Here is a 26,230-nt window from a genome sequence, read left to right as displayed (position 1 = left end):
GATTCAGCGTTGACCGTATCCCTTCAGTTTCTCCACGACGTGCTCGATTTCCGCTGGCGGCAACAGACCCGGGGTACCGGCGGAGCGAGCCAGCAGCCACACCTGGCAGACCCATTCCAATTGCTGCGCGCGGCTGTACGCACTCGACAGCGAGTCGCCGAAGGTGATCGTGCCGTGGTTCGCCAAGAGACAGCCTCGGCGGGCGTCCAAGGCTTGCAGCATGGCGTCGGCGAGTTCGGTGGTGCCGTAGGTCGCGTACGGGGCTACTCGGGCCGTGGGGCCGATCGCCGCGAGCATGTAGTGGATCGGCGGGACTTCGGTGACCAAAGTGGACACTGCGGTGGCGTGCACGGAATGTGTGTGCACGACCGCGTTCACCGGGGCGGACTCTGGGTCCTTAGCCCGGGTGTACACGGCCAGGTGCATCGGGAGTTCGCTCGTCGGCTTCAGGGCACCGTCCGCGAGCTTGCCGTCCAGGTCAACCACAGGGATGTCGGCGGGCGTGAGGGCGGCGTAGTCGACGCCGGTCGGGGTTACGGCGACCAGGTCGCCCGCCCGTGCCGACACGTTGCCTGACGTGCCGACGACCAAGCCGTCCGCGGTCAGGCGGCGGGCGTACTCGCACACTGCGGCGCGCTCGTTCTCCAGGATCATTCACAGCCTCCACAGTCCGCGCGCGGCAGACAAGGAAGTCTGGTAGTCGGCGTAACCGCGCTCGTAGTCAGCCACATTCTCGGACCGGACCTCGACCGTTCGCGAGTTCGCGGCCCAGCGATCCCGATCGTACGGCGTCCCCAGTGCGGCCGCGGCGGTGAGCACGGCACCGCGGGCTCCGACGCCGGGGTCGCTCGGGATCACGACCGGACGGCCGAGTACATCGGCGAAAATCTGCAGCCATTCGGGCGAGCGGACTCCGCCGCCACAGGCGTAGAGCTGGCCGGACAGACCGGCTGCTTCAAAGCAATGCCGTGCGGCGTAAGCGATCGACTCGCAGAGTGCCCGGACCAGGTCGGCCCGGCCGGTTTCCAGGCTCAGCCCGGAGAACTGTGCCCGCGCTCCGGCGTCGACGAACGGCGCGCGTTCGCCGGACACCGAGAGGAACGGCAGCGCGCGCACCCCGCGAGCGCCGGGCTTGCTGCTGGCCAGCAGCGGATCGATCTCCTCGACGCTGATGCCCAGCAACTCGCAGGCCCAATCGATGCCTGCCGTGCCGACCATCGCTGGCATCGCGTGCAGGTACTCGTGTTCGTCGGGCGTGCACAGGAACATGCCCGCCGGTTCCGCGTCGGGATCGAAAACGGGATCGGAGGTGAGCACCTGGCAGGCGAGGGTGGTCCCGGCGGTGAGAATGCCGTCGCCCGGTTTCCGCACGCCAGCACCGATCGCACTGGCGGGCAGGTCGAAAGGCCCTGCGGTGACCGGCAGTCCCGCGGGCAGTCCGAGCAGTTCGGCACCGCGCCGGTCGAGCCGGAACACCGACTTCGCCGGGGCTGGTTTCGCGAGCAGGGACCGGCGATGCCCCAGCCCGCAGGCCTCGATCGCGCCGTCGTCGTAGCTGCGGGTGGCCGGGTTCAGGAACGGCAGCGACGCGTCCGAAACGTCGACCGTGATCTCGCCGGTGAGCCGCTGCAATACCGCGTCCACGCAATATCCGGCCACCGCGGCGCGGTCGAGCACCTCGGGCCGATGAGTGTCCAAATAGGACATGATGGCCGCGGTGCAGCCGGGGAACATGCCGGAACCGGTGCGGCGGAAGACTTCCGCGGTCACGCCGTCGGCCTGCCATTTCGCGAGCACGGTGTTCGCCCGGCCGTCCAGCCACGAGATGGCCGGGTGCACCGCGGTGCCCGCCTCGTCCCGGAGCCAGAGCCCGTCGCCCTGTCCGGTCAACGCCAACGCGGAAACCGGCTCGGGCAGCGCGGCCGCGACCTCGCGCACGACCGTCGCGACCGTGCCGACGACCTGGTCGAGATCCTGCTCGACCCGGCCGCCCGGGAGGTGGTGCACCTCGGACGGGGTGCACGCGCTCGCGATGGAACTGCCGTCTTCGTCGAACACCACGGCCTTGGTGAGCGACGTCCCGATGTCGACCCCGACTATCACGGCCGTCGCTCCAGCACCTCAGGATTCGCGAGGTTGGCGAGCTGCTCGCCGCGGGCGTAGCGGCCGACTTCCGCGGCGACGATCGCGGCCGCGCGTTCAGCCGTCTGCTTGCTGGCACCGGCGAGATGCGGGGTCGCGACCACGTTCGGGGCGTCGCGCAGCGCCCAGTCCGCCGGCGGCGGTTCGACGTCGTAAACGTCGAGAGCGAGCGCACCTAGCCGGCCGGAGCGCAGGGCATCGGGCAACGGCGCGTAGTCGAGCAGGCCGCCGCGAGCGGTGTTCACGAGGACCGCGCCCTCCGGCAGGAGGTCGAGTTTGCTCGCGTCGATGAGGTGCCGGGTTTCCTCGGTGAGCCGCGCGTGCAAGCTCACGACCCGGCTTTGCCGGAGCAGGTCGTCAAGCTCGACGAGCTGGGCGCCGTCAGCCGCTACCGCGGCCCGGTCGGCATAGGGGTCGGCCACCAGGACGTTCGCACCGAACGCGACGAGCACCTTGGTCACCCGGGACCCGATCGCGCCGTACCCGACGAGTCCGACCGTGGTGCCGCCCAGCTCCAGTCCGGCCTGGTCGTAGGCGTAGTAGTCGCCGCGCCAGGCGCCGGCGAGCAGTTCGGCCGAGGACGTCGAGATCCGCCGCATCGCGGCCAGGATCATGCCGACCGCGAACTCGGCCGCCGCGCCCGCGTTGCGTCCCGGCGCGTAGGTGACAGCGACCCCGGCCTCGGTGGCGGCGGCGAGGTCGACGTTCACCGGCCCGCCCCGGCATACCGACACGAGCTTGAGCGCCGGAGCGGCGGCGAAGACCTTCTTGGTGAACGGGGCCATCTGCGTGACGACGGCCTCGGCACCGGCGAGTGCCTCGATCACCTGGTCTTCGGTACCGCTGGCCTCCAGCACGTTGCCGACCGGCCCGAACGGCTCGACCGGCCACGGCAGCGTCAGCTCGGCGACCTCGTGGTCGCCGCCGAGTTCCGCGCGGACGGCTCCGGCCAGCAGGCCGGGGCTGACGAAGTGGTCTCCCGCAGCGAGAATGTGCAACTCTGCTCCCTCACTCGCTCTGTGCCGATTGTGCGCCACGACGGGCGTCTTGGTCAGTGGGCGTTCTCGTATTCGGTGATGTGCGCGACCTTGGTCGCGCTGGCCGACGCCGGGTCGAAGCGGTACCCGACCCATTCGGCCACGATCTTCTTCGCCACCTCAGGGCCGATCGCGCGCGCTCCGAAGGTGATCACCTGGCAGTCGTTCGATTTGATCGACCGCTCGGCGGAGTACGAATCGTGCGCGACCGTCGCCCGCACGCCGGGAACCTTGTTCGCCGAGATCGCCATGCCGATGCCGGTGCCGCAGACAAGGACGCCGCGGTCCGCTTCGCCGCGGGCGATCGCTTCCGCCGCGGCCAGCCCCAGCAACGGGTACGCCCGGTCGTCCGCCGCGTCGGGCACGCCGAGGTCGGTCACCTCGGCGACCCGTTCGTCGGCCCGCAGCAGATCGCGCAGCTGATTCTTCAGTTCGACCCCGGCGTTGTCCGCCGCCACCACGATGCGCATCAGTCCGCGCTCCTTTCCAGCTCCTCGCCGACAGCCGTGACCAGCAGCGAGAACGACACCGCACCTGGATCCGAATGGCCCTCGCTCCGTTGCGCGAGCCGCGCCGCACGCCCCTTCGCCGGACGCAAGTGCGCGGTCTCCTGCGCGGCGACGGCCGCGGCCCCGGCGGCTTTCCGCCATGCCTGCACTACCTCCGAGCCCACCTGCTCCCGCAGCGTGGCCCGGAACGGCTCGATCGCGTCGAGCATTGTCTTGTCGCCCAGTTCGGCCTTGCCCAGCTCGCAGAACGCACGAACCGCACCGTCGACCGCGTCGGCGAGCATCGCCGTGGTGATGTCCTCGACGGCAGTCCCGCTCAGGCCAGCGCCGGTTTCCGCCAGCAGCACCCCGTACAACGCGCCGGACGCCCCGCCAGCCGCGTCGGCGAACGCGGTGCCGGCAGCCAGCAGCGCACCGGAAACCGTGTCCGGCTCACGCCGCGCGGCGGCGACGGCAGCGCGCATCCCGCGGGTCATGCCAAGCCCGTGGTCTCCGTCCGCGGCCACCGCGTCGAGCCTGCCCAGCTCGGCCTCGTTCTCTTCGATACTGCGCAAAGCCGCGGTGAGAACCCGGTCGACCACGCTGGTCCCCGGTTCCTCCTCGGTCAGCAGTTCGTCCACAGTGGACTCAAGGTCGACCGTGGTCAGCTGGGCGCCGCTGGTGCGGTAACCGGGGGTGTCGCACGGCGCGGCGTACAGCTCGGCCAATTCGTCGTCCAGCACCAGGATCGACAGCGAAACCCCGGCCATGTCGAGCGACGTGACGAACTCCCCGACCTCGGAATGCACTGGGCTGAGCCCGGCCTGGGCAAGCCGTTCGTGCACCCGGGTGTAGGTGACGAACATTTCCTCGTATTTGGTGCGGCCGAGCCCGTTCACCAGCACGACCACCCGGCCGTCGCCGTCGGGCAGCTCCGGCAGGAGGCCGTCGACCAGTTCGTCCGCCAGCTCCGCCGCGGACAACCGGCCGACCGTGCGCACGCCCGGTTCGCCGTGAATTCCGAGGCCCAGCTCCATTTCCTGGTCCGCGACAGTGAACAGGGGCGCGTCCGCGCCAGGCAGCGTGCAGCCGCCGAACGCCACGCCGAACGTCCGCGTGCGAGCATTCGCCTTCGCCGCGACCTCGTGGACCGCGTCCAGGCTGTACCCGCGCTCCGCCGCCGCACCCGCGATCTTGAAGACCAGGAAGTCGCCCGCCACGCCGCGCCGCCGCTCCGGTTCCGTCGCCGGACCGCTCGCGATGTCGTCGGTGACCAGGATGGTGCGGCTCGGGATGCCCTCCGCCGCCAGCCTGCGGGCCGCGAGTCCGAAGTGGAGCACATCGCCTTGGTAATTGCCGAAACCGAAAAGGACGCCAGCGCCGTTGTCCGCCGCCCGCGCCGTGCGGTAGACCTGCTCGGCGCTCGGGCTCGTGAACACATCGCCGACGACCGCGCCGTCCGCCAGGCCAGGGCCGACGAGACCGGCGAACGCCGGGTAGTGCCCGCAACCGCCGCCGATCACGACCGCGACCTTCGGGCTCGCCGGAGCCTCGCGGCGGACGACGCCGTAGGCGTCCGGCACCTTCTGGACCGTGCGGCCGTACGCGGTGACGAACCCGTCCAGCCACTGCCGCTTGAACGTGTCCGGGGAACCCAAGGTCGTCATGGTTCAGTCCTTCGCAGCCACCGGCTCGCCGGCCAGATAGGCCAGGAGCTTCAGTCGGACGTCGTCGTTGCTTTCGGCCACCGCGCTGGCCAGCTCCAGCGCGTCCGGCTTCGGCGGGTACGTCGGGTTGGGCAGCGCGATCACGGTGAGCCCGGCCGCGGCCGCCGCCCGGATGCCGTTGCTGGAGTCCTCGACCCCGAGGCATTCGCTGCCCGTTTTGCCGAGCCGGGCCGCCGCCTCCAGGTACACGTCCGGGTTCGGCTTGCCCCGCGCGACCTCGGCGCTGGACACCGTCGCGGTGAACTCGCCGGTGAGCTGGTGTTTTTCGAGCACCGCGTCGATCACCCGGCGGGCGGCCGACGACGCGAGCGCGACCGGGACCCGCTCGCTGACCTCGCGCACCATCGCACCGGCACCGGGAAGCAACGGGGCCTCGCCCGCGTCGATCGAGGCGATCATGCCGTCGACCACCGCGCGTTCCACCTCGTCCGCCTGGTCCGGCACCCCGCACCGCCGGGCGAGATAGCCAGCCCATTCGGGCGCGCTCATGCCTTGCACCGAGGCCGTGTCCTCCGCCGTCCACTCGACCTGGTGGCGAGCGGCGAAAGCGACCCAGTTCTCCTCCCAGAGGTGTTCACTTTCCACCAGGACACCGTCGAGGTCGAACACCACCGCGTCGAGCGTCATCCACCAGATCCCTTCAGAGAGCGAGCCCGTTTCACACGAGCAATGTTAAGTTAACAGCGAGATTGAGAAGTTCGCAAGGGTGTTCACACGACATGGCACCCGACAGGGCACCCAAGGAGGGCGCGAGTGAGCGCACGGCTGCTGCTGGCCAGGCACGGGCAGACCGAATGGCACGCGGAGAACCGGTACGCGGGCACCAGCGAGGTGGCGCTGACCGAGGAGGGGATCCGCCAGGCGGACGCGCTGGCCGCGTACGCCCGCCGGGTGAAACCGGACGGGCTGTTCTGCTCCCCGCAACGACGCGCCCGGCGCACGATCGAACCGGCGGCCGAAGCCCTTGGGCTGGTCCCGGAAATCGTCACCGACCTGCGGGAAACCTATTTCGGAATCGCCGAGGGCCGTACTCGCGACGAGGTGCGCGAAACCGATCCCGGCGCGGTCGAACGCTTCCTCGCCGATCCGATCGCCGGCGCGTTCCCCGGTGCCGACGATCCAGCCGAAGCGGCCGAGCGCGGGGCTCGCGCGATCCGGGCCATCGCCGCCGCGACCAGCGGAACCGCATTGGTCGTCGCCCACAACACGCTGCTGCGGCTCACGCTCTGCCAGCTGCTCGGCATCCCGCTGTCCCGCTATCGCAGCGTGTTTCCGCGCCTGGACAACGCCGCCGTCACCGAACTGGAGGTGAGCGGTGACCGAACTGCCCTGGTGCGCTTCAACCTCCCAGTGGAACCGCGATAATCACGGCATGTCGAGCGAAAAGCCTGCCGCCCATCCCCGAGAGAACCGTCAGCAGAAGCTGACCGAGCACGTGTTCCGGCAGGGTTCGGCGACCATCGGCGAGCTGGTCGACCTGCTCGGCGTCAGCATGATGACGGTGCACCGGGACATCGACGAGCTGTCCCGGCGCGGCCTGGTCCGGAAGTACCGCGGCGGCGTCTCGGCGATGCCGTCGACAGTGTTCGAGAGCAACGCCGAGTACCGGATGAACGCGCACGTCGACGCCAAGCGCGTGATCGCGATGCACGCGGTGGAGCAGGTCGAGCCGGGCATGTCGGTGCTGCTCGACGATTCCACGAGCGCGCTCGCGCTGGCCAGGCTCCTGGTCGACGTGACGCCGCTGACCGTGGCCACGAACTACCTCGCCGCGATCGACGTGCTCAAGAACGTGCACGAACTGCGGCTGATCTGCATCGGCGGGGACTACTCGCCCACTCACGACTCGTTCCTCGGCATGCAGAGCATCGAGTCGATAGAGCGGCTCTCGGTGGACATCGCGTTCGTGTCCACCTCGGCGATGAGCACGTCGATGAGCTTCCACCAGGAGCCCGAGATCGTGATGATCAAACGGGCGATGCTGGCCAGCGCGCGGCACAAGGTGCTGCTGATGGACCACAGCAAGATGAAACGCACGGCACTGCACCGGCTCGCGCCGCTGGACGACTACGACCTGCTGATCGTGGACGAGGGAGCGGACCCGCACTACGTCGACGAGCTGCGCAGCCGGGTCGAAGTGCAGGTCGCCGAAGATCCCGACAACTGATCGACTTAATAACACTCTTGCGTGCGAAGTTCACACGGTCCATGATACGTTCGATCTCGACGTCATGGAGGCGTGTATGAACGAGTCGGCAACAGCGGAGTTGCCCAAGTCGGGCTTCGGGCGCTTGCTTACGAAATGGGGGCTGCCCGCGCCCCTGTTCCTCGGCTATGTCGGGCTGCTCCTGTTCATGATCGGCGACGGGGTGGAGTCCGGCTTCATCGCGCCGTACATGGCGGACAACGGCGCGGGCACGGAAATCAAGGCGTCGTACGTGATCACCGTGTACGGCGTCGCCGTAATGCTGGCGTCGTGGCTCTCGGGCGCGCTGTCCGAACTGTGGGGACCGCGCCGGGTGATGATCATCGGGCTGGTCATCTGGCTCGTGTTCGACGCGCTGTTCCTGACACTCGGCCTCGCCAGCGGGAACTACGCGGCGATGCTGATCTGCTACGGCATCCGCGGATTCGGCTATCCGATGTTCGCGTTCGGTTTCCTGGTGTGGATCACCGCGGTGGCTCCGGTCGCCCGGCTCGGCGCGGCGGTCGGCTGGTTCTACTTCGCCTTCACCGGCGGTCTTCCCACGCTCGGCGCGCTCGTCGCGAGCTTCACCAATCCGCTGTTCGGCCACTACGGCACGTTGTGGGTCGCGGTCGTGCTGCTCGGCGTCGGCGGACTCGTGGCGGTGCTCGGCGTCCGGCAGCGCACGGGTTACCGCAGGCTCGCGCCGCCCGAGGTGAAACCGGTGCAGAGCCTGGTTTCCAGCGTCTCGATCGCGTGGAAGAAGCCGAGGGTCGGCATCGGCATGATCGTGCGGATCATCAACACCGCTCCCGAATTCGGCATGCTGGTGTTCTTCCCGACGATCTTCATCTCCCAGATCGGGTTCGGGGAGAGCCGCTGGCTGCTGCTCGTGTCGGTGATCTACGGGACGAACATCTTCTTCAACCTGATCTTCGGCGTACTGAGCGATCGGATCGGCTGGCGCACCACGATCTTCTGGTTCGGCGCGATCGGCTGCGCGATCTCGATCCTGCTGCTGTACTTCGTGCCGGTCGCGATGGGCGAACAGTATTACTGGCTCGCGCTGATCGTCGGCGCGCTCTACGGCGCGACGCTCGCCGGGTTCGTGCCCATCTCCGCGCTGCTGCCGTCGCTGGCTCCGGAGCACAAGGGTGGCGCGATGGCTCTGCTGAACCTCGGCGCGGGCGCGGCGGCCTTCGTCGGGCCGGCGATCGTGTCGTTGTTCCTCGGGCCGGCCGGTGCCGCCGGAGTGGTCATCATCTTCGCCGCGCTGTACCTGGTGGCCGCGGTGCTGGTGCGCTTCCTGAAGCTGCCTGAGGCAACCGAGAAAGCACTCGCGAACGACGGCAGCCTGCAAGATGTCGAAGAGAGGGTCAGCACGGCGTGAACGAGCAGGTCTCGGTCGGCATCGACGTCGCCACCGCGGGGGTTCGCGCCTTCGCGGTGCGCGACGGATCGGTCCTCGCCACCGCATCGGCGTCGTTGCCGGCGCCGGTGCGCGCGGGCGGTGGCCACAGCGAACAGGATCCGTCGGCGTGGTGGCCCGCGGTCGGTTCGGTGCTGAGCGAGGTCACTGCCGCGCTGCCCGGACGCGGCGCGGAAGTCTCGGCGGTGGCGATCGCGGCGACGTCCGGAACGATCGTCGGAGTCGACGCCGCGGGCGAACCGGTGACGCCCGCGTTGATGTACGACGACCGGCGCGGCGCGGGTTACAACGCGAAAGCCGCGGAACTCGGTGCCGGACGGTGGCGGAAACTGGGTTCGGGCGTCTCGCCGACGGCCGCGCTCGGCCGGATCGCCTGGCTGGCCGAGCACACCGAGGCGGTCGCCGTCCGGCACACGCCGGAAATGATCGCGGCGAAACTGACCGGACATCCGGTCGCGGCGGATTGGTCGCACGCGCTCAAAAGCGGCTACGACCCGTTGGCTGAAGAATGGCCGTCCGAGGTGTTCGCTGGTTTAGGTGTGCCGGAAGGGATGCTGCCGCCGGTAGTCGCGCCGACGAGCGTGCTCGGCGAGATTCCGGTGCCGTCTGCCGGATTGCCTGCCGGATGTCTCGTGGTGGCGGGCATGACGGACGGATGTGCGGGACAACTGGCCGCGGGTGCGGTCGAACCAGGGCGGTTCGTGGGGATTCTCGGGACCACGTACGTCCTGAAGGGGGTCACGGAGTCGCTGGTGCCGGATCCTGCTGGCGTCATGTACAGCCACCGGCATCCAGACGGCTGGTGGCTGCCCGGCGGCGCGTCGAATACCGGCGGCGAATCCGTTTCGGACAGTCCGCGGCTGGCCGAGCTGGATGCCGCCGCCGCTGCCCGCGGCCCGGCTGAGGTGGTGGCTTTCCCGTTACGGCGCAAGGGAGAACGGTTCCCCTTCGCACGCGGCGACGCGGAAGGTTTTCTCCTCGGCAGCCCAGCCGACGAGGTCGAGCTGCATCGGGCGCGACTAGAAGGAGTCGCCTTCCTGGAACGACTCGCGTTGGACCATCTGCGGCGATTGGGGGTCCCGGTCCGCGAACCGCTCCTCGCGGCGGGCGGCGGCAGTAAGAGTCCTTTGTGGACTCAGATCCGGGCTACGGTGAGCGGGCTCGGATTGCAGGTGGCCCCGCAGGCGGAAACGGGATACGGCGCGGCGCTTCTTGCGGCGGCGGGGTGTACGCCGGGCGGGTTGAGTGCGGTGTGCAAGGGGATGCCGACGGGATCGCTTGTTGAGCCACAGCCTGGTGAGTCGGCGGCGATGTTGGCTTCGTATCGGCGGTTTTGCCGGGAGTTGCGGGATCGTGGCTGGATTGACGATGAGTTGTTCGCGGTGGCGGCGGGGTGAGGTGGGGCGGGGATTTGATGTTGTGCCGCTAGTCGGCGGCGGTTGAGGAGCTAGCCAAGCTGGGCGGGGTAGGTGAGTCGCGATGCTTGCCGCGCCAAGGTGATCTGGGCGCGGCACGAGGGCTTTCGTGGCCAGGGCGGACCGCCAAGCTTGTGCGGCCAGGGCGAGCTAGGCGGGCATGAGGCTGCGGAACCAGGGCGAGCTAGGCGAACTGGACGAGCCGCGAGGCTTGCGAGACCAAGGCAAGCTCGTTCGACCAGGGCGGGCTAAACGGGCACGAAGCAGCGGAACCAGAGCCAGCTAAGTGAACCGGGCGAGTCGCGAGGCTTACGAGATCAAAGCAAGCTGGCCCGGCAAAGAGAAGCCGTCCGAGGTGAGGCGGTTACGAGCGGCCCGCGCGGGGACGTCCGGGGCGGCGGCCGTTGCCGTTGCCAGTGCGCGGTGTCGGTTGTTCGGCGGACTTCGCGGGTTGCTGCGCGTCTGCGGGTGGCTGCGGGTCCGAAGCCGCGGACGCAGTCGGGCGCGGGGTCGGTTGCGGCAAGGCAGGTGCGGACGAGCCAGTCGGAGAAGGCGCTTCCGTCTGCGAGGCAGCCGAAGCCTGCGGAGGTGCGTCGGTCGGCGAAGGCACGGCAGCGGGAGAAGCAGCGGCGGGAGAAGCGGCGACTTCCTCTTCCTGGGTACCGAGGAACCGCAACGCCTCCTGGACCGCCTCGTTCGTGGCGGCGATCCGGTCGGCGACCTTGGTTCGCAAGTCCAGCGCGAGGGTGCGCGATTCGGTGGCTTCGGTTTGTTTTTGGAGAGCGTCGGCGAGGGCGGTTTCCGCTTGGGCCTTCTTGATGGCGATTTCTTCCGACGCTCGACGGTCGGCCTCGTCGCGGGCTTTGGCGGCCGCTGCTTCCGCGGCGGCGTCGGTTTCGGCTCGGACTCGGGCTGATTCTTCGTCGGCGGCCAGGCGGGCGGCTTCGGCCGCGGCGTCTGCCTCGGCTCGGGCTTGGGCGGCGGCTTCGTCGGCTTCGGTGCGGACGCGGAGGGCTTCGGCGTCCTTCTCGTCGCGGATGCGGCGGGCTTCGGCGTCTGCGGCCAGGCGGGCGTGCTGGGATTCGGCGTCTGCCTTGGCTCGGGCTTCGGCGGCGGCTTCGTCGGCCTGGGTGCGGGCGGTCAGGGCAGCCTGGTCTGCCTCGGCTCGGGCGGTCGCGGCAGCTTGGTCGGCTTCGGCTCGGGCCCGGTCGGCGGCTTCGGCGCGAGAGGCGATCTCCGCGTCGGCTGCAGCCGTGCGAGTGGCGATGTCCTCATTAGCCGCCGCAGTACGGGTCGCGATGTCCTCGTTGGCCGCGGTGGTGCGCGTGGCGATGTCTTCGTCAGCCGTTGCCAGGCGGGTCGCGATCTCCGAAAGAGCCGCCGCAGTACGGGTGGCGATGTCCTCGTCGGCGGCAGCCGTGCGCGTGGCGATGTCTTCGTTGCCCGCTTTGAGCCGGGCTTCCAAGTCCGCCAGGCGGGTCGCGATCTCCTCGTCCGCGGCAGCAGTCCGAGTCGCGATGTCCGCTTCGGCCGCGGCGATCCGGGACTCCAGATCTGCCTGTCGCGCAGCCAAGTCCTTCTCCGCGGCCGCGATCCGGGCGTCGAGAGCCTCCGAGCGCGCAGCCAACTCAGCGTTGGTCTCCGCGAGCAACCGCTGGCGTTCCGCTTCCGCTTCTTTGGCCGCTTTGTCCGCTGCCCGTTGGGTTTCGTGTGCGTAGCGGTCCGCTTCGGCGCGCGTTGAGGTCGCGTCCGCTTCCGCGGAGCGGCGCAGGTCGGCGATTTCCTCCTCGGCCAGCTGCACCATCATCCGCACGCGCTCGGAAATCGCGCCGGCGCCTGCCGGGCTCGAGGTGACGCGGACCAGCGCGGCCTTCGCCTCGGACAGCTCTGTCTGGGCTGTCGTCAGAGCCTTCGTGAGTTCGCCAGCCGTGGCCACCGCCTCGTCGCGGCCGTGGGAGGTCGTCCTGAGTTCGCTGGTCAGCTGGGCGAGGCGGGCGTCGACCTGGTGGGGGTCGTATCCCTTCCGGGTAACAGCAAAGGCGGGGTGCTGCGGCTTTTCGGGCGCGACCATCGGGCTACCTTAGTGAGCGGGGCACCCGCGGCACGTACCGCCAAACGGCTGTATTACGAAGCGCGAAACCCGACGTCACGCATGGCATCCTGTCTCCTCGACGTACCGCGCGGGCGAACGGGGCAGACGCATGGACTTTTCCGCCATCGCCGCCGACCTGGCCGCGCACTGGCACGTGTACGCGACCATGCCGTTCATCGCGGCGCTCATCGGCTACCTGACCAAACGCGTCGCCATCGAAATGATGTTCCGGCCGCTCGAATTCCGCGGCATCCGGCCCTTCCTCGGCTGGCAGGGCGTCATCCCGGCCAACTCCCGGCGAATGGCCACCACCGCGGTCGACCTGCTGACCAAGAACCTCCTCGACCCGCGCGAGGTCTTCGCCCGGCTCGACCCCGAGGAAATGGTCGCGCAACTGGAAGAACCACTGCTGAAAGCGGTCGACGAGGTCACCCGCGAAGTCTTCGAGACCTACCAGCCGCGGCTGTGGGAAATGCTGCCCGCCCGCGCCCAGCAACTGCTCGTGGACCGCGTCCGCGCGCAGGCTCCCGCGGTCGTCAAACGGCTGATGCGGGAAGTGTCGTCGAACGTGGACGAAGTGCTCGACGTCAACGACATGCTGATCAACGCGATGGTCCGGGACAAATCGCTCACCTGCCGGCTGATCCGCGAGGTCGCCGCGCCCGAGTTCCGCTTCATCGCGCGCAGCGGGATCGGCTTCGGCTTCGTGATCGGGCTCGTCCAGCTCATCGCGTGGGCGCTCACGAAACAACCGGTGATCATGCCGATCTTCGGTTTCGTCACGGGCTTCGTCACGGACTGGCTCGCGCTCAAAATGATCTTCTACCCGCGTCAGCCGCGCCGGTTCCTGTTCTTCACCTGGCAGGGCATGTTCCAGAAACGCCGCGCGCAGGTCGCCGCGGACTACGGTGCATTGATCGCGGAGGAAGTCCTCACCGCGGGGAATGTGCTGGAGGCCGTGCTGACCGGGCCGCGGGCGGACAAGCTGTTCGCGCTTGTCACGCGGGAGGTTCAGCGGACCGTCGACGCGCAGGCCGGTCTGGCGAAGCCGCTGGTCGCGCTGGCTGTCGGCGGGCGCGAGTACCAGCAGATGAAGCAGGCCGCCGCGGAGAAAGCCATCGCGTATCTGCCGGAAACCGTGAAGCACGTCGAGAGTTACGCGACCGACGCGCTCGACGTCCGCAACACCATCGTCGACAAGATGCAGCAGCTGACGCCGCTGGAGTTCGAGGGGATTCTCCGTCCGGCGTTCAAACAGGACGAGTGGAAGCTGATCGCCGTGGGCGCGGTCATCGGCGGACTCGTCGGCGAACTGCAGGTGCTGCTCTTACTCCACTGACGCGCGGGTTACCGTTCCGTGAGCGACACGGAGGGGACGCGCGTGCACACTTTCGCCGAGCACTGGCCGGTGTACGTCTCCATGCCGTTCATCGCGGCGCTGATCGGCTACGTCACCAAGCGCGTCGCCATCGAGATGATGTTCCGGCCGCTCGAATTCGTCGGCCTCCGCCCCTTCCTCGGCTGGCAGGGCGTGCTGCCCGCGAACGCCGAGCGGATGGCGACCACCGCGACCGAAATGCTCACCACGAACCTCGTCGATCCGAAGGAGATCTTCGCCCGGCTCGACCCGGAGCAGGTCGCGAAGGAGATCGAACAGCCGCTGCTGCGCGTGGTCGAGGACGTCACCCGCGAGGTGATGGAGACCTATCAGCCGAGGCTGTGGGAAATGCTGCCGTCCGGTGCGCAGCAACTGCTGCTGAAACGCGTGCAGGCGGAGGCGCCGCGGGCGATCACGAAGATCATGCGCGAGATTTCCCAGAACATCGAGGACGTGCTCGACCTCAAGCACATGGTCGTCACGAACCTGGTGCGCGACAAGGCTTTGCTGAACCGGCTGATCCGCGACATCTCGCGGCCGGAAATGCGGTTCATCGCCCGGTCGGGCATCTGGTTCGGGTTCATTCTCGGCTGCGTGCAGCTGCTGGTCTGGACACTGACGAGGTCGCCGATCGTGCTGCCGCTGTTCGGGCTCGGGATCGGCTGGCTGACCGACTGGCTCGCGCTCAAAATGATCTTCCTGCCGCGTGAGCCGAAACGGTTCTTCGGCTTTTACACCTGGCAGGGCGTGTTCCAGAAGCGCCGCGACGAGGTGGCCGCCGACTACGGCGACATGATCGCGCGCGAGATCATCACCGTGCCGAATCTGCTGGAAGGCGTGCTGCGCGGGCCGAAATCCGACCGGCTGTTCTCCCTGATCAGCCGCGAGGTGCAGAAGACGATCGACGCGCAGGCGAGCGTCGTGAAGCCGTTCGTCGCGATCGCGGTGGGCACGAAACGGTTCCAGGAAATGAAGCAGGTCGCCGCCGCGAAAGCCGCTGAGCGCGTGCCGGACACCATCCGGCACGCGGAGACGTACGCGGTGAACGCGCTCGACGTCCGCAACACGATCGTGGACCGGATGCGCCGGCTCAGCCCGCTCGAATTCGAGCAGCTGCTGCGGCCGGCGTTCCGGCAGGACGAATGGAAGCTGATCGCGGTCGGCGCGGTGATCGGCGGGCTGGTCGGCGAACTGCAGGCGTTGCTGCTCCTGGGGTGATCGCGCCGCCGTTGAAGGTGGTGGCGGGAAAGACGCGGAGTGATCGCGCGATACGGTTTCCTTCCGAAACGGGGGAGGGAGACCCGGGTGGACGCGGTGCTGGACGATCTCGCGCGGCACTGGCCGGTGTACGTCTCGATGCCGTTCGTCGCCGCGCTGATCGGCTACGTCACCAAGCGCGTCGCGATCGAAATGATGTTCCGCCCGCTCGAATTCATCGGCATCCGCCCCTTCCTCGGCTGGCAGGGCGTGGTGCCGAAGCACGGCGGCCGGATGGCCGCGATCGCTACCGAACTGCTCACCGCGAACCTGCTCGACATCAAAGAGGTCTTCGCCCGCGTCGACCCGGTGATCATCACCCGCGAACTCGAACAGCCGCTGCTGCGCGCGGTCGACGGGATCGCCCGCGACGTGCTCGAACAGCATCATCCTCGGCTGTGGGAGGTCATGCCGACGCTCGCCCAGGAACTGCTGATCAAACAGGTGCAGGCCAGCACGCCGCAGCTGGTGCGGGAATTCCTGGACGAGGTCCGCGACAACCTGGACGAGGTGCTCGACGTCCGGCACATGACGGTCGAACAGCTCACCCGCGACCGGGCGCTGCTGGTGCGGCTGATCCGCGAAACGTCCCGGCCGGAGATGACGTTCATCGCGCGCGCCGGCATCGTATTCGGCTTCGTGCTCGGCCTGGTCCAGGCGCTGGTGTGGGCGCTGACCCGGCAACCGCTCGTGCTGCCGATCTTCGGCGGTGCGATCGGGCTGTTCACCGACTGGCTGGCGATCAAGATGATCTTCCTGCCGCGCGAACCGGTCCGGCTGGGCCGGGTCATCCTGCAGGGCAAGTTCCAGCGGCGGCGCGCCGAAGTGGCCCGGCAGTACGGCGAACTGGTCGCCAACGAGGTGCTGACCGTCCCGAATCTGCTCGACGCCCTGCTGCGCGGCCCGAAGTCGGACCGGCTCGTGGCGATGGTCGAACGCGCCGTCGGGCACGCGGTGGACGCGCAGGTCAGCGCCGCGAAACCGGTGGTCGCGCTCACCGTCGGGGCGCAGCGGCTGCAGGAGATGAAGCACGCCGCGGCACAGCGGGCGCTGGCCGAGATGCCGCTGACCGCGCGCTACGCCGAGGGGTACCTGACCGAGGCGATGGACGTGGCGAAGATGGTGGAGCAGCGGATGCTCGCGCTGACGCCGCTGGAGTTCGAAGGCTTGCTCCGGCCGGCGTTCCGGCAGGACGAATGGAAGCTGATCGCCGTCGGCGGCGTGATCGGGTTCATCGTCGGCGAACTGCAAGTCCTCCTCATGCTCGGCTGACTTTTCGGCGGTTGTTCGCGCCGGGCTCACTCGAACTGACTAATCTCATGAGCGTGTCCGAGCCACCGCAGCTGCCCGCAGTCCACGAGGCCTATCTGCCCCGCGAGCACGCGCTGCATCGCCCGCGGCACGGCAAACGGCAGCTGACCGCACTGGTCAGCGCGCTGTTGTTCTTCGTGACACCCACGATGCTGTGGGTCGTCGGGGTCCGCCCGAGCGAGATCGAAAACCACAAGCTCGCCGGATTCCCCAGCCTCGCCGAAGGGTTCGGGTTCTTCACCAACCTGCCCAAATGGGCGACCGATCAGCTGTCGTTCCGGGCGGGCGCGATCAACGCGGCGAACGGGATCAGCGAGGGCGTCTTCGGCGAAACCGCCCCGCTCGACCAGGGTTCGGCGTCGAACACCGGCCCGATCCCGGCACCGCCGCTGCAGCAGCCGGGCGCACCGAACACGGGCCCCACGCTGCCGAGCGGACCGGGTTCCAGCCAAGCCGGATACCGCAAGGTGGTCCAGGGATCCGAAGGCTGGCTGTACTACGGCTACGACTCCGAAGCGAAGTGCACGCCGACCCAGGACATCGACACCACGATGAAGCGGGTCGAGGAACTGCGCTCGGCGGTCGAGGCGTCCGGCCGGAAGTTCGTGTTCGTGGTGACGCCGGACAAGACGACGATGGTGCCGCAGTACCTGCCCGCTAGCTACCCGGGCAAGGAATGTTCGCAGGCCGCCTCGCCGAACGACTGGTACAAGATCACCACCGAAGGCCACTCGCTCGACCTGCGCCCGCAACTCGCCGCCGAAGCGGCCCGGGTCGGGCACCCGATCTACGCCCCCAACGACACGCACTGGCGCGACGAAGGCGGCCTCGTGCTCACCCGCGCACTCGCCGAAAAGATCAAGCCGGGCACCACGACCAACTGGCTGAGCGCCCCGGACGGCCAGTACGACGCGGTCGCGGACCTGCCGCTGCTGCTCGGCCAGACCGGCGTCAAATCGAACACCCGGTACGACCTGCGCCCGGACGGCGTCACCAACCGCGCGGGCGAGTTCGTCGGCAGCATCGACCAGCCGGTGCACCGTTCGGCTCCGCCCATGGTCGGAACGATCGACCAGCCGACCCTGGTCTACGGCGACTCGTTCAGCCTCGCGTCGTCGCGGTATCTGGAGGCGGCGTTCACGAACCTGACCTACCTCGCGTATTCGACGGACAAGACGCCGCAGTCGCAGGCGGTGGACCAGTTCGTGAACTCGCACGTGGTGGTGTTGCAGGCGGTGGAGCGGAATGTCTCCGGCGGGCTGGTGCCGTTTACCGACGAGGGGTTCATCGCGGCGGTGAAGAGCGCGCTTGCGCAGCATCCGATCCGGTAGCGGAGAGGCGGCGGTGCGCCAGGAGATCGGCTAAGTGCTGGTCGCTCCACTCGCGCATGGCGTCGATGACCGGCAGGAGGCTACGGCCGAGGTCAGTCAGCTCATAGGTGACGTGGGGCGGATTGGCCTGGTGGTCGGTGCGGGTGACCAGACCGTCGCGGGTCATGTCGCGCAGGGTTTCAGCGAGGACTTTGGCGCTGCTGGCACCCAGGATTTGCCGGAGGCGGCCGAAGCGCAGTGGCCCGTCCAGCAACGCGACGACGACCATTCCGGTCCACTTCCCGCCGACCTGGAAAGGGAAGGCGGCCATCGGGCACGCCGGGTCCATCCGGGTGCCGCGCCGGGCGTCGACAGCCATGTCCGCTGACCTCCGGTTTCGTTGAAGTAACCAGTTTTCCGAAGATAACGTCCCGTCCGTGGCCACTGAACAGCGAAACAGTCCGATCGTGGTTTTCGGTGCGGGCGACCGGGCCGGGCTCGCGATCGCCGCCGAGGCGCTGCGTCGCCGACGCCCCGTGCTCGGAGTGGTCCGCGACCCCGCCAGGCACGAAAAACTGGCCGCGCTGGGGGATGGCGTCACGGTCGTCGCGGGAGATCTGACCGACTCGGACAGCGTCGCGGCCGTGTTGCCTGGGGAAGTCGCGGCGTTGGTGAACGCGGTGACGCCGTTTACCGCCCCGCCTGAGTCGTTCGAAGACTTCGATCCCGACTACTACGTGCGGCTGATCGAGAACCTCGCTCGGGTCGCGCGAGGATCCAGGGTGATCGAAATCGGTCTCGCCGCGACTCTGCGCACCGCCAGCGGCCGAGTGTTCGAGGACCCCACGACCTTCCCCGCTTTCTTGCGTCCCTTCGCCGAAGCCCGGATGAAGGGCCTGGCCTCCTGGCGGGAACAAGCGGTGGACTGGCTCGTCGTCACGCCGCCGCCCGGGCTGTCGCTCGAAGCACCGGCGACCGGCGAGTACCGGCTCGCCGGAGACGTGCTCGACGCCCAGGCAGCGTCAATCCCGTTGTCCTACGCGGATCTCGCGATGGCCGTCCTCGACCAGATCGACCTGCCGACGTTGTCTCGCCAGCAGGTGACCGTGTACCGCTAACCGACCGGAACCGCCGCCGTCTCCACCGGACTGGTCCGCACCCCGCGCCGGCGGTCGCGGACCCACGCGATCACACGGCACACCAGGTAGATCAAGAACGAAATCGAAGTCACGAACGCGCTTACCGGCAGCCCCGGGGCCAGCGACAGGACGATCCCGCCCAGCGCGGCGACCTCCGCGAACACCACCGACAACACCGTCGCACGCAGCGGACTGGCCGTCACGCGGGCAGCGGCCGCGGCGGGCGTCACCATCAATGCGACCACCAGCAGCGACCCGACCACCTGCACGCTCAACGCCGTCGCGACCCCGACCAGCAGGGAAAACAGCACCGTCAGCGTCTTGACCGGCACCCCGCGCGCCTCGGCCACCGAGCGGTCGACGCTCGCGAACAGCAGCGGGCGGTAGATCATCGCCAGCACCGCGAGGACCGCCGCCGCCGAGATCACCAGTGCCGTCAGGTTCGTGGTGTCCACCGTGATGATCTGGCCGGTCAGGATGCCGAATTTGTTCGCTGACCGTCCTTTGTAGAACGACAGCAGCAGTACGCCCATGCCCAGCCCGAAGGACAGGATCACGCCGATGACCGAATCCCGGTCGGCGTCGCGGATGCCGAGGATTCCCAGCAGCAGAGCCGCCGCCACCGCGCCGGCCAGCGCGCCGTATTCCACCCCGACGCCCAGCAGCAGCGCGCCGGCCGCGCCGGTGAACGCCAGTTCTGACGTGCCGTGCACGGCGAAGGACATCCGGCGCATCACGATCAGCGGACCGAGCACCCCGGCCAGCAAGCCGAGCACCGCGGCCGCGATCAACGCGATCCGGACGCTGTCCAGTTCCGCGATCAGCTCCCACGTCTTGGCGAAGTCGAACATGCCGTCCAAGGCTCAGCCCACTGCTTCCTGCTCGTGGTGATGCGGTTCGTCCTCGCACAGCGCGCTTTGCGCACCGGCGATGTGGATCTGCCCGCCGACGCGCAGCACCTCGATCTTCGTTCCGTACAGGTCCGACAGCGTCTCCGAGGTCATCACCTCGTCCGGCTTGCCGATCCGGAACTGGCCGTTCACCAGGTACAGCACGCGGTCGACGAACTGCAGCACCGGGTTGATCTCGTGCGTCACGAACAGCACCGCGGACCCGGCTTCACGCCGTCGCGCGTCGATCAGTTCGCTCACCGCGCGCTGGTGCGCCAGGTCCAGCGACAGCAGCGGTTCGTCGCACAACAGCACCGTCGGGTCGCCGACCAGCGCCTGCGCGACCCGCAGCCGTTGCTGCTCGCCGCCGGACAGCTTGCCGACCGGCTGCTTCGCGTAGCGCGTGCCGCCGACCGATTCGATCACCGACGCCACCCGTCGTTTCCGCGCGCGCATCCCAGCCAGCCCCGGACCCCAGCGGTGGCCGTCCAAGCCGAGGCCGACCAGGTCGACGCCGCGCAGCGTGAGCGAATCGTCGATCGCGCGCTGCTGCGGGATGTAGCCGACCTTGCGGTTCGCCCCGCCCGGGCGACCGCCGGCGATTTCCACCGTGCCCGCCGACAGCGACTGCATGCCCAGCAGCGCCTTCAGGAAGCTGCTTTTGCCGGAACCGTTCGGGCCGAGGACGGCCAGGAACTCGCCCGGCTCGACGTCCAGGTCCAAACCGGACCAGAGGGTGCGGTCGCCGAAGGCGAGCCCGGCCCCGCGCACGCGGACCGCGGGGCCGGCATCGGGAAGCTGGACGGACATCAGCTGTTCAGAGCCCCCGACAGCGCGTCCACATCCTTGGTCATCCAGTCAATGTAGCCCGTGACGTTCGCCGGGAGCGTCTCGGATACGTCGACCACCGCGACCCCGGACGCCTTCGCGTCGGCGACTGCCTGCTTGGTCAGCGGGGTCACCGTCTGCACGTTGTTGACCAGTGCCTTCACCTGCTTCTCCTTGATCAGCTTGGTGAACTCGGAGGCCGCCGCGGCGGGCACGTCGGTCTCGTTCTCGATCGCGTCGGAGAAGGCCTTCGGGGTGGCGTCGCCGATCTTCGCGGTCTTCAGCAGGTAGTGCGCGACCGGTTCGGTGACGACGACCTTCGTGTCCGGGTGCGCGGTTCCCAGCGCGCCCGCCTTCTTGATCAGGCCTTCGAGCTGGCCCTTGAAGGTCTTGGCGTTGTCGTCGAACGTCTGCTTCGACGCGGGCTGGATCTCACCGAGCGCGGCCGCGACCTGGTCGGCGACCTTCTCGACGCCCGGCAGGTCGTACCAGACGTGCTCGTTCTCCTCGCCCGGCGCGGCGATGTCGTAGGCGACCAGTTTCTTCGCCGAAGCCGCCTCGGCCGACAGCTTGGTGAAAAACTCGTCGTACCCGCCGCCGTTGGCCAGCGTCAGCTGCGCCTTCTTCGCGGCGAGCGCGTCGTCGGCGGTGGACTCGTATGAGTGCGGGTCGGCGGACGGATCGTGAATGATCGACTTGACCTGCACTTTGTCGCCGCCGACGGCGGACGCGACACTGCCCCAGACATCGGTGGAGGCGACCACCTTCACCTGGTCGCCCGTGCCCCCTCCCGCCCCGGAACCGGTCGAGGACGACGTGCTGGAGCACGCGCTGAGCGCGAGCACAGCCAGAGCCGACGCGGTGGCGAGAACGCTCGTGGTGCGGCGGGAAGTCATCGGGCACTCCTGGGTCGAACTGCTAATGGAAACCGTTGTCAGATTCACTTTACCCCATCCGAACGGCGAGCCTCACTCCACCGGGTGGCCGAGCCCCCTCGTGATCACCGAACGGATCGAGACGCTCACCACAGGGGTGTCGCTTCTGGAAAACGATCTGAACCGTTACGGTTTGCGGATGGGCCGTCCTATTCGCACCCGGAGGCAGGCGACATTGGCGTCGCTCGCGGCGGAACTCGGGGTGTCCAGGACCACCGTGTCCAACGCCTACAACCGCCCGGATCAGCTGTCCCCCGAACTGCGCCGCAGGGTGCTCGAGACCGCGCGGCGGCTCGGCTACCCCGGCCCCGACCCGGTCGCGCGTTCGCTGCGCACCCGGAAGGCGGGCGCGGTCGGGCTGCTGCTCACCGAGAACCTCTCCTACGCCTTCCGCGACCCGGCCGCCGTCGGCGTGCTCGAAGGTCTCGCGCTGGCCTGCGAGGACGCGGGCGTCGGCCTGCATCTGGTGCCGGCCAGCCCCGGCCGCGAGGACCTCGCCGCGGTGCACCGCGCGGGCGTGGACGGTTTCGTCGTGTACTCCGTGCCGGACGACGACCCGCATCTCGCGGCCGTCCTGGAGCGGCCCGTGCCGACGGTGATCATCGACCAGCCGCGCATCGAGGGCGTGGACCGCGTCGGCCCGGACGACGCGGCCGCGGTCACCCAGCTCGCCGACCATCTGGTGGCGCTCGGCCACCGGCAGATCGGCGTCCTCTGCATGCGGCTCGGCCGCGAGCGCAACGACGATTTCGTGACCTCCGAACGCCAGAGCGGCGCGCATTTCCACGTGCAGCGCACCCGGCTGGAGGCGCTGGCGACGGCGTTCTCCTCGGCCGGAGTCGACTGGGCGACCGTGCCGGTGGTCGAGCGATTCGACCACACGGTGGACGACGGCGCCTCCGCCGCGCGTCAGCTGCTGGACGCGTATCCGCAGGTCACCGCACTGGTGTGCACTTCGGACATCCTCGCACTCGGTGCGCTGGCCGAGGCCGCGCGCCGGGGGCTGCGGGTGCCGCTCGACCTCACGGTGACCGGTTTCGACGGCATCGCCGAGGCGGAGCGCTCCGGGCTCACGACGGTGCACCAGCCGGTGCTGGAGAAGGGCAAGGTGGCCGGGCGGCTGCTGCTCAGCTCGGCCGAGCGGGTCGGGCCGAAGGTGATCACCTTGCCGACCGAGCTGCGGGTCGGGAGGACGTCGGCACCGCCGCGGACGGTCGAGGAGCCCTGGTTCGGCGGCTGAGGTCGCGAGTGGCTACCGCGGTGAGAACCGTGCTCAGCACGCACGAGCCACCCCAGCCTTTGCCGTGATTTCGCGCCCACCGCATTGTGTGCGCGGCCGAGTGCCGGTTCCATGGACAGAACCGCCCGTGTCCCGCGGGGAAGCGCAGGCCGAAAGGTGCCCCATGACCTCCATCGACGTGCTGCTCAAGCGTAATCAGGAAATCGGGGACATCGTTCCCGGAGACCGGTCCTCCCCCCGGCCGTCGCTGCAGGTGTCGATCCTGACCTGCATGGACGCCCGGATCCGGGTGTTCGAGATCTTCGGCCTGCTGCAAGGCGAGGCGCACGTGCTGCGCAACGCGGGCGGGGTGGTCACCGACGACATGATCCGGTCGCTCGCGCTCAGCCAGCGCAAGCTCGGCACCCGCGAGGTGCTGATCGTCCAGCACACCGACTGCGGCCTGTCCACGGTCACCGAGGACGAGTTCAAGGACGAACTGGAGTCCGCCACCGGGCTGCGGCCGACCTGGGCGGTCGAGGCGTTCCGCAAGGTCGAGGACAGCGTGCGCACCTCGATGGAGCGCGCTCGGCGCAGCGACTTCCTCCTGCACAACGACAACGTGCGCGGATTCGTCTACGACGTGAAGGCCGGGAGCCTGACCGAGGTCAAGTAAGCGCCCTCGTATTCAATGGTGGGGTGGCAGTAGACGCAGAGGTTCTGATCGATTGGTTCGCCGAGGTGGGCCGGGACCTGCCGTGGCGGGAACCGGACTGCTCGGCGTGGGGCGTTCTGGTCAGCGAAATCATGCTGCAGCAGACGCCGGTCTCGCGCGTCCAGCCGATCTGGCTGGAGTGGATGGCCCGCTGGCCGGTGCCCTCGGCGCTGGCCGCGGAAACCACCGGCGAGGTCGTGCGCGCGTGGGGCAAGCTCGGCTACCCGCGTCGCGCGCTTCGGCTGCACGCCGCCGCCACCGTCATCGCTCAGGAGCACGGCGACGTCGTTCCGTCCGATGTGGACACTCTGCTCGCGTTGCCCGGCATCGGCGCGTACACCGCGCGCGCGGTGGCGGCGTTCGCGTACGGCAAGCGCGCGCCGGTGGTGGACACGAACGTCCGCCGGGTGGTCGCCCGTGCCGTGCATGGCGCGGGCGACGCTGGTCCGGCGTCGAATACCCGTGACATGGCGGATGTCGAAGCCTTGTTGCCCGCCGAAGACGCGCCGGCGGCGAAGCTGTCCGCGGCGTTGATGGAGCTGGGCGCGCTGATCTGCACCGCCCGGTCGCCGAAGTGCGCGGACTGCCCGATTTACGCCGAATGCGCGTGGCAGCACAACGGCCGCCCCGAGTACGCGGGCCCGGCCAAGCCGGTGCAGAAGTTCGCCGGCACCGACCGGCAGGTGCGCGGGCTGTTGCTGGACGTCCTGCGCGGCAGCGAGGGCCCGGTCGAGAAGGCCCGGCTGGACCTGGTGTGGCACGAATCCGGCCAGCGCGACCGGTGCCTGGACTCGCTGCTCGTGGACGGTCTGCTGGAGCAAACCCACGACGGGCTCTTCGCCCTGCCCGGGGAACACTGACGCACTACGACGAAAGTCGGCAAAAAGTTGTCAGCCCTGGGGCGCGGGGTTAGCTTTCCTCCGTCGCACTTCCGGGCTGAGGAGTTCCGCATGGGGGAAGCAACGCGTCGTGCCGTCTTGAAGGGCGGCCTCACCGTCACCGCCGCGGGCGCTTTGGGCTTCGCCACGGCGAGATCCGCGTCGGCGGTCACCACCCCGGTCATCCATTCGACGGCCGAGTGGAACGCCCGGCCGCCCTCGGGCGCGATCGTGGTGGAGAACCACAAGCCCACCTACATCGTGGTGCACCACACCGTCGACCCCGGCAACAACACCGACTACTCGCTGGCGCACGCGCTGCAGATCTCGCGGGACATCCAGAACTTCCACATGGACACCCGCGGCTGGATCGACACCGGCCAGCAGTTCACGAACAGCCGCGGCGGCTTCGTCACCGAGGGGCGGCACCGCAGCCTCGAAATCCTGCGCGGCGGGACGCAGCACGTGCAGGGCGCGAACGTCGGCAACCACAACAGCGAATGTCTCGGCATCGAGAACGAGGGCCTCTACAGCACCGTCGACGTGCCGGTCGCGCTGTGGGATTCGCTCGTGCAGCTGATCGCCTACATCGCGCACCAGTACGGCATCACGCCCGAGTTCATCAAGGGCCACCGCGATTTCAACTCGACCGAGTGCTGCGGCCAGGTGCTCTACGACCGGCTTCCGGAGCTGCGCAAGGCGGTCGGCCAGCAGCTCGGCCTGTCGGTCGCGCGACTCGAGGTTCCGGAGTGGCCGCTGCTCAAACCGGGCGACACCGGACCGCGGGTGATGACCGCGCAGCGGTTCCTGCGCGCGGCCGGGTTCGGCGTGCCCACGGACGGCGTGTTCGGCAAGGCGACCGCGGAAGCCGTAGCCACGGTGGCGGCCGAGCACGGGCTTTCCCGCGACAGCTGCACCGCGGCCCGGGCCAGCGACGAATCCGCGTACCTCGGCTCGGACGTCTGGCCGTTGATCGTGCCGGCGGACCGCTCGACCGCCGCGTGGCGCACCGAGCTGGCCCGCTGACCGGGGACGCCTCACGCGTGCCAGCGAGGGCGGCACACGTGAGGCGTCACAGGCCGGACAGGAACGCCTCCACCGCGCCGCGATAAGTCTCCGGAGCCTCGGCGTGCGGCAAATGCGCCGAACCGGGCACGACCAGGTGCCGCGCGCCCGGCACCCGCGCCGCGACCTCGGCTTGCTGACCAGGCGGCATCGCGGTGTGCTCGCCCTCGACCAGCAGCAGCGGGCAGCGGATTCCGTCCACAATGGACCAATAGTCCCGGCGGCCCCATTCGGCGGCGATCTCGTACAGGTTCTCCAGGTCGGCGATCAGGTGGTAGCCGTCCTCGCGTTCCTCTACGCATTCGGTGAAGTAGTCGCCCGCGGCGCCGAAGAACTCGCGAACGTGGGCCAGTGATTCGAACGGCACCGGCCAGCTCTCGAAGTAGCCGCGCCAGGTCTCGACGGTGCGTCCGCGCTGGTCCGGCGCGAAATCCTCGCTGACCACCGCGCGCACCAGCTCCGGATATTTCGCCGCGGCGGCCCACGCGTGCAGCCCGCCCATCGAGTGCCCGATCAGCACAGACGGACCGAGGTCGGCGAGCACGTCCGCGACGTCCTCGGCGAATTGCTCGGTGGTCCACGGCCCGGTGTGCGATGCCCGGCCGTGGCCGCGGGCGTCGAGGGCGCGCACCCGGCCGTACCGGTTGAGCCATTGCGCGACCGGCCACCAGGTACGCGCGCGGCCCATCAGCCCGTGCAGAAGCAAGATCGACACGCCGGAGCGTTCGTCGCCGCCGAAGTCGATCAGGCCTGGTCGCATTAATCCTCCCGGGTTTTCCCGGCTACATCA

25 protein-coding genes are annotated in these 26,230 nt (G+C 69.0%); 13 read left to right on the top strand and 12 right to left on the bottom strand.

Annotated elements, in window-relative coordinates; all coding sequences use genetic code 11:
- Window positions 1-3: 3 nt before the first annotated feature.
- From ACWGIC_RS11330 to ACWGIC_RS11305, 6 genes are read right to left on the bottom strand one after another with little or no spacing between them, the layout of a single operon-like run.
- The gene (locus ACWGIC_RS11330) at window positions 4-654 is read right to left on the bottom strand and encodes a class II aldolase/adducin family protein (protein WP_452075776.1); all 651 of its coding nucleotides are present in this window, start codon (window positions 652-654) and stop codon (window positions 4-6) included.
- Entirely contained in the window at window positions 655-2,103 is a 1,449-nt protein-coding gene (locus ACWGIC_RS11325; RefSeq protein ID WP_452075775.1) for an FGGY family carbohydrate kinase, read from the bottom strand.
- Window positions 2,100-3,140, bottom strand: a complete 1,041-nt coding sequence (locus tag ACWGIC_RS11320) for a 2-hydroxyacid dehydrogenase (RefSeq protein WP_452075774.1) — start codon at window positions 3,138-3,140, stop codon at window positions 2,100-2,102. The genes ACWGIC_RS11325 and ACWGIC_RS11320 overlap by 4 nt, the downstream gene beginning before the upstream one ends.
- 53 nt (window positions 3,141-3,193) lie before the next feature.
- Window positions 3,194-3,649: a ribose-5-phosphate isomerase gene (locus tag ACWGIC_RS11315; RefSeq protein ID WP_377871126.1), complete on the bottom strand. Its 456-nt coding sequence runs from the start codon at window positions 3,647-3,649 to the stop codon at window positions 3,194-3,196.
- Window positions 3,649-5,334, bottom strand: a complete 1,686-nt coding sequence (locus ACWGIC_RS11310; protein ID WP_452075773.1) for a dihydroxyacetone kinase family protein — start codon at window positions 5,332-5,334, stop codon at window positions 3,649-3,651. The genes ACWGIC_RS11315 and ACWGIC_RS11310 overlap by 1 nt, the downstream gene beginning before the upstream one ends.
- Before the next feature lie 3 nt (window positions 5,335-5,337).
- Complete coding sequence (locus ACWGIC_RS11305; protein WP_452075772.1) at window positions 5,338-6,021, bottom strand: HAD family hydrolase; 684 nt, start codon at window positions 6,019-6,021, stop codon at window positions 5,338-5,340.
- Between the two features lie 126 nt (window positions 6,022-6,147).
- On the opposite strand from ACWGIC_RS11305, the gene ACWGIC_RS11300 reads away from it, so the two are divergent.
- The 4 genes from ACWGIC_RS11300 to ACWGIC_RS11285 all read left to right on the top strand — a co-directional run bounded on the left by ACWGIC_RS11300 (window position 6,148) and on the right by ACWGIC_RS11285 (window position 10,405).
- Window positions 6,148-6,759 (top strand): histidine phosphatase family protein, encoded by a 612-nt coding sequence (locus ACWGIC_RS11300; protein WP_452075771.1) that lies wholly within the window; start codon window positions 6,148-6,150, stop codon window positions 6,757-6,759.
- Window positions 6,760-6,766: 7 nt separating this feature from the next.
- Window positions 6,767-7,561 carry a DeoR/GlpR family DNA-binding transcription regulator gene (locus tag ACWGIC_RS11295; RefSeq protein WP_452075770.1) on the top strand — a complete coding sequence of 265 codons (795 nt, stop codon included), beginning with the start codon at window positions 6,767-6,769 and terminating at the stop codon, window positions 7,559-7,561.
- Between the two features lie 76 nt (window positions 7,562-7,637).
- Window positions 7,638-8,969, top strand: coding sequence for an MFS transporter (locus ACWGIC_RS11290; RefSeq protein ID WP_452075769.1), 1,332 nt, complete (start codon window positions 7,638-7,640; stop codon window positions 8,967-8,969).
- Window positions 8,966-10,405, top strand: a complete 1,440-nt coding sequence (locus ACWGIC_RS11285; RefSeq protein WP_452075768.1) for an FGGY-family carbohydrate kinase — start codon at window positions 8,966-8,968, stop codon at window positions 10,403-10,405. Before ACWGIC_RS11290 ends, ACWGIC_RS11285 begins: the two co-directional genes overlap by 4 nt.
- A 382-nt stretch (window positions 10,406-10,787) precedes the next feature.
- Here ACWGIC_RS11285 and ACWGIC_RS11280 read toward each other — a convergent pair whose 3' ends face one another.
- Entirely contained in the window at window positions 10,788-12,494 is a 1,707-nt protein-coding gene (locus ACWGIC_RS11280; protein WP_452075767.1) for a hypothetical protein, read from the bottom strand.
- 130 nt (window positions 12,495-12,624) lie between these two features.
- Here ACWGIC_RS11280 and ACWGIC_RS11275 point away from each other — a divergent pair, with 130 nt between their 5' ends.
- From ACWGIC_RS11275 to ACWGIC_RS11260, 4 genes are all read left to right on the top strand, one after another.
- Complete coding sequence (locus tag ACWGIC_RS11275) at window positions 12,625-13,854, top strand: DUF445 family protein (RefSeq protein WP_452075766.1); 1,230 nt, start codon at window positions 12,625-12,627, stop codon at window positions 13,852-13,854.
- Between the two features lie 81 nt (window positions 13,855-13,935).
- Window positions 13,936-15,111, top strand: coding sequence for a DUF445 domain-containing protein (locus ACWGIC_RS11270; RefSeq protein WP_452075863.1), 1,176 nt, complete (start codon window positions 13,936-13,938; stop codon window positions 15,109-15,111).
- 87 nt (window positions 15,112-15,198) lie between these two features.
- Window positions 15,199-16,422, top strand: coding sequence for a DUF445 domain-containing protein (locus ACWGIC_RS11265; protein WP_452075765.1), 1,224 nt, complete (start codon window positions 15,199-15,201; stop codon window positions 16,420-16,422).
- Between the two features lie 53 nt (window positions 16,423-16,475).
- Entirely contained in the window at window positions 16,476-17,792 is a 1,317-nt protein-coding gene (locus ACWGIC_RS11260) for an alginate O-acetyltransferase AlgX-related protein (protein WP_452075764.1), read from the top strand.
- On the opposite strand, the gene ACWGIC_RS11255 is transcribed toward ACWGIC_RS11260, so the two are convergent.
- Window positions 17,746-18,150 (bottom strand): winged helix-turn-helix transcriptional regulator, encoded by a 405-nt coding sequence (locus ACWGIC_RS11255; protein WP_452075763.1) that lies wholly within the window; start codon window positions 18,148-18,150, stop codon window positions 17,746-17,748. The genes ACWGIC_RS11260 and ACWGIC_RS11255 overlap by 47 nt on opposite strands.
- Window positions 18,151-18,208: 58 nt before the next feature.
- Here ACWGIC_RS11255 and ACWGIC_RS11250 point away from each other — a divergent pair, with 58 nt between their 5' ends.
- The gene (locus ACWGIC_RS11250) at window positions 18,209-18,889 is read left to right on the top strand and encodes an NAD(P)-dependent oxidoreductase (protein WP_452075762.1); all 681 of its coding nucleotides are present in this window, start codon (window positions 18,209-18,211) and stop codon (window positions 18,887-18,889) included.
- Here ACWGIC_RS11250 and ACWGIC_RS11245 read toward each other — a convergent pair.
- Genes ACWGIC_RS11245 through ACWGIC_RS11235 form a run of 3 tightly spaced genes read right to left on the bottom strand, consistent with a single transcriptional unit; the run spans window position 18,886 to window position 21,524 of the window.
- Complete coding sequence (locus ACWGIC_RS11245) at window positions 18,886-19,770, bottom strand: metal ABC transporter permease (protein WP_452075761.1); 885 nt, start codon at window positions 19,768-19,770, stop codon at window positions 18,886-18,888. The two genes, ACWGIC_RS11250 and ACWGIC_RS11245, sit on opposite strands and share 4 nt — an antisense overlap.
- 3 nt (window positions 19,771-19,773) lie before the next feature.
- Window positions 19,774-20,610, bottom strand: a complete 837-nt coding sequence (locus ACWGIC_RS11240) for a metal ABC transporter ATP-binding protein (protein WP_452075760.1) — start codon at window positions 20,608-20,610, stop codon at window positions 19,774-19,776.
- A complete protein-coding gene (locus tag ACWGIC_RS11235) occupies window positions 20,610-21,524 on the bottom strand; it encodes a metal ABC transporter solute-binding protein, Zn/Mn family (RefSeq protein WP_452075759.1) in 915 nt (304 codons plus the stop codon). The genes ACWGIC_RS11240 and ACWGIC_RS11235 overlap by 1 nt, the downstream gene beginning before the upstream one ends.
- A 178-nt stretch (window positions 21,525-21,702) precedes the next feature.
- Here ACWGIC_RS11235 and ACWGIC_RS11230 point away from each other — a divergent pair, with 178 nt between their 5' ends.
- The 4 genes from ACWGIC_RS11230 to ACWGIC_RS11215 all read left to right on the top strand — a co-directional run bounded on the left by ACWGIC_RS11230 (window position 21,703) and on the right by ACWGIC_RS11215 (window position 25,401).
- Window positions 21,703-22,803 (top strand): LacI family DNA-binding transcriptional regulator, encoded by a 1,101-nt coding sequence (locus tag ACWGIC_RS11230; RefSeq protein WP_037809317.1) that lies wholly within the window; start codon window positions 21,703-21,705, stop codon window positions 22,801-22,803.
- 163 nt (window positions 22,804-22,966) lie between these two features.
- Complete coding sequence (locus ACWGIC_RS11225; RefSeq protein ID WP_452075758.1) at window positions 22,967-23,458, top strand: beta-class carbonic anhydrase; 492 nt, start codon at window positions 22,967-22,969, stop codon at window positions 23,456-23,458.
- 23 nt (window positions 23,459-23,481) lie between these two features.
- Window positions 23,482-24,357, top strand: coding sequence for an A/G-specific adenine glycosylase (locus tag ACWGIC_RS11220; protein ID WP_452075757.1), 876 nt, complete (start codon window positions 23,482-23,484; stop codon window positions 24,355-24,357).
- A gap of 90 nt (window positions 24,358-24,447) precedes the next feature.
- Window positions 24,448-25,401 carry a peptidoglycan recognition protein family protein gene (locus ACWGIC_RS11215; protein ID WP_452075756.1) on the top strand — a complete coding sequence of 318 codons (954 nt, stop codon included), beginning with the start codon at window positions 24,448-24,450 and terminating at the stop codon, window positions 25,399-25,401.
- Between the two features lie 46 nt (window positions 25,402-25,447).
- Here the strand turns inward: ACWGIC_RS11215 and ACWGIC_RS11210 are convergent, their stop codons facing one another.
- Entirely contained in the window at window positions 25,448-26,200 is a 753-nt protein-coding gene (locus ACWGIC_RS11210) for an alpha/beta fold hydrolase (RefSeq protein WP_452075755.1), read from the bottom strand.
- Window positions 26,201-26,230: the final 30 nt, after the last annotated feature.

This window comes from Amycolatopsis sp. NPDC054798, assembly GCF_053611505.1.
This window is presented reverse-complemented; position numbering and strand designations above follow the sequence as displayed.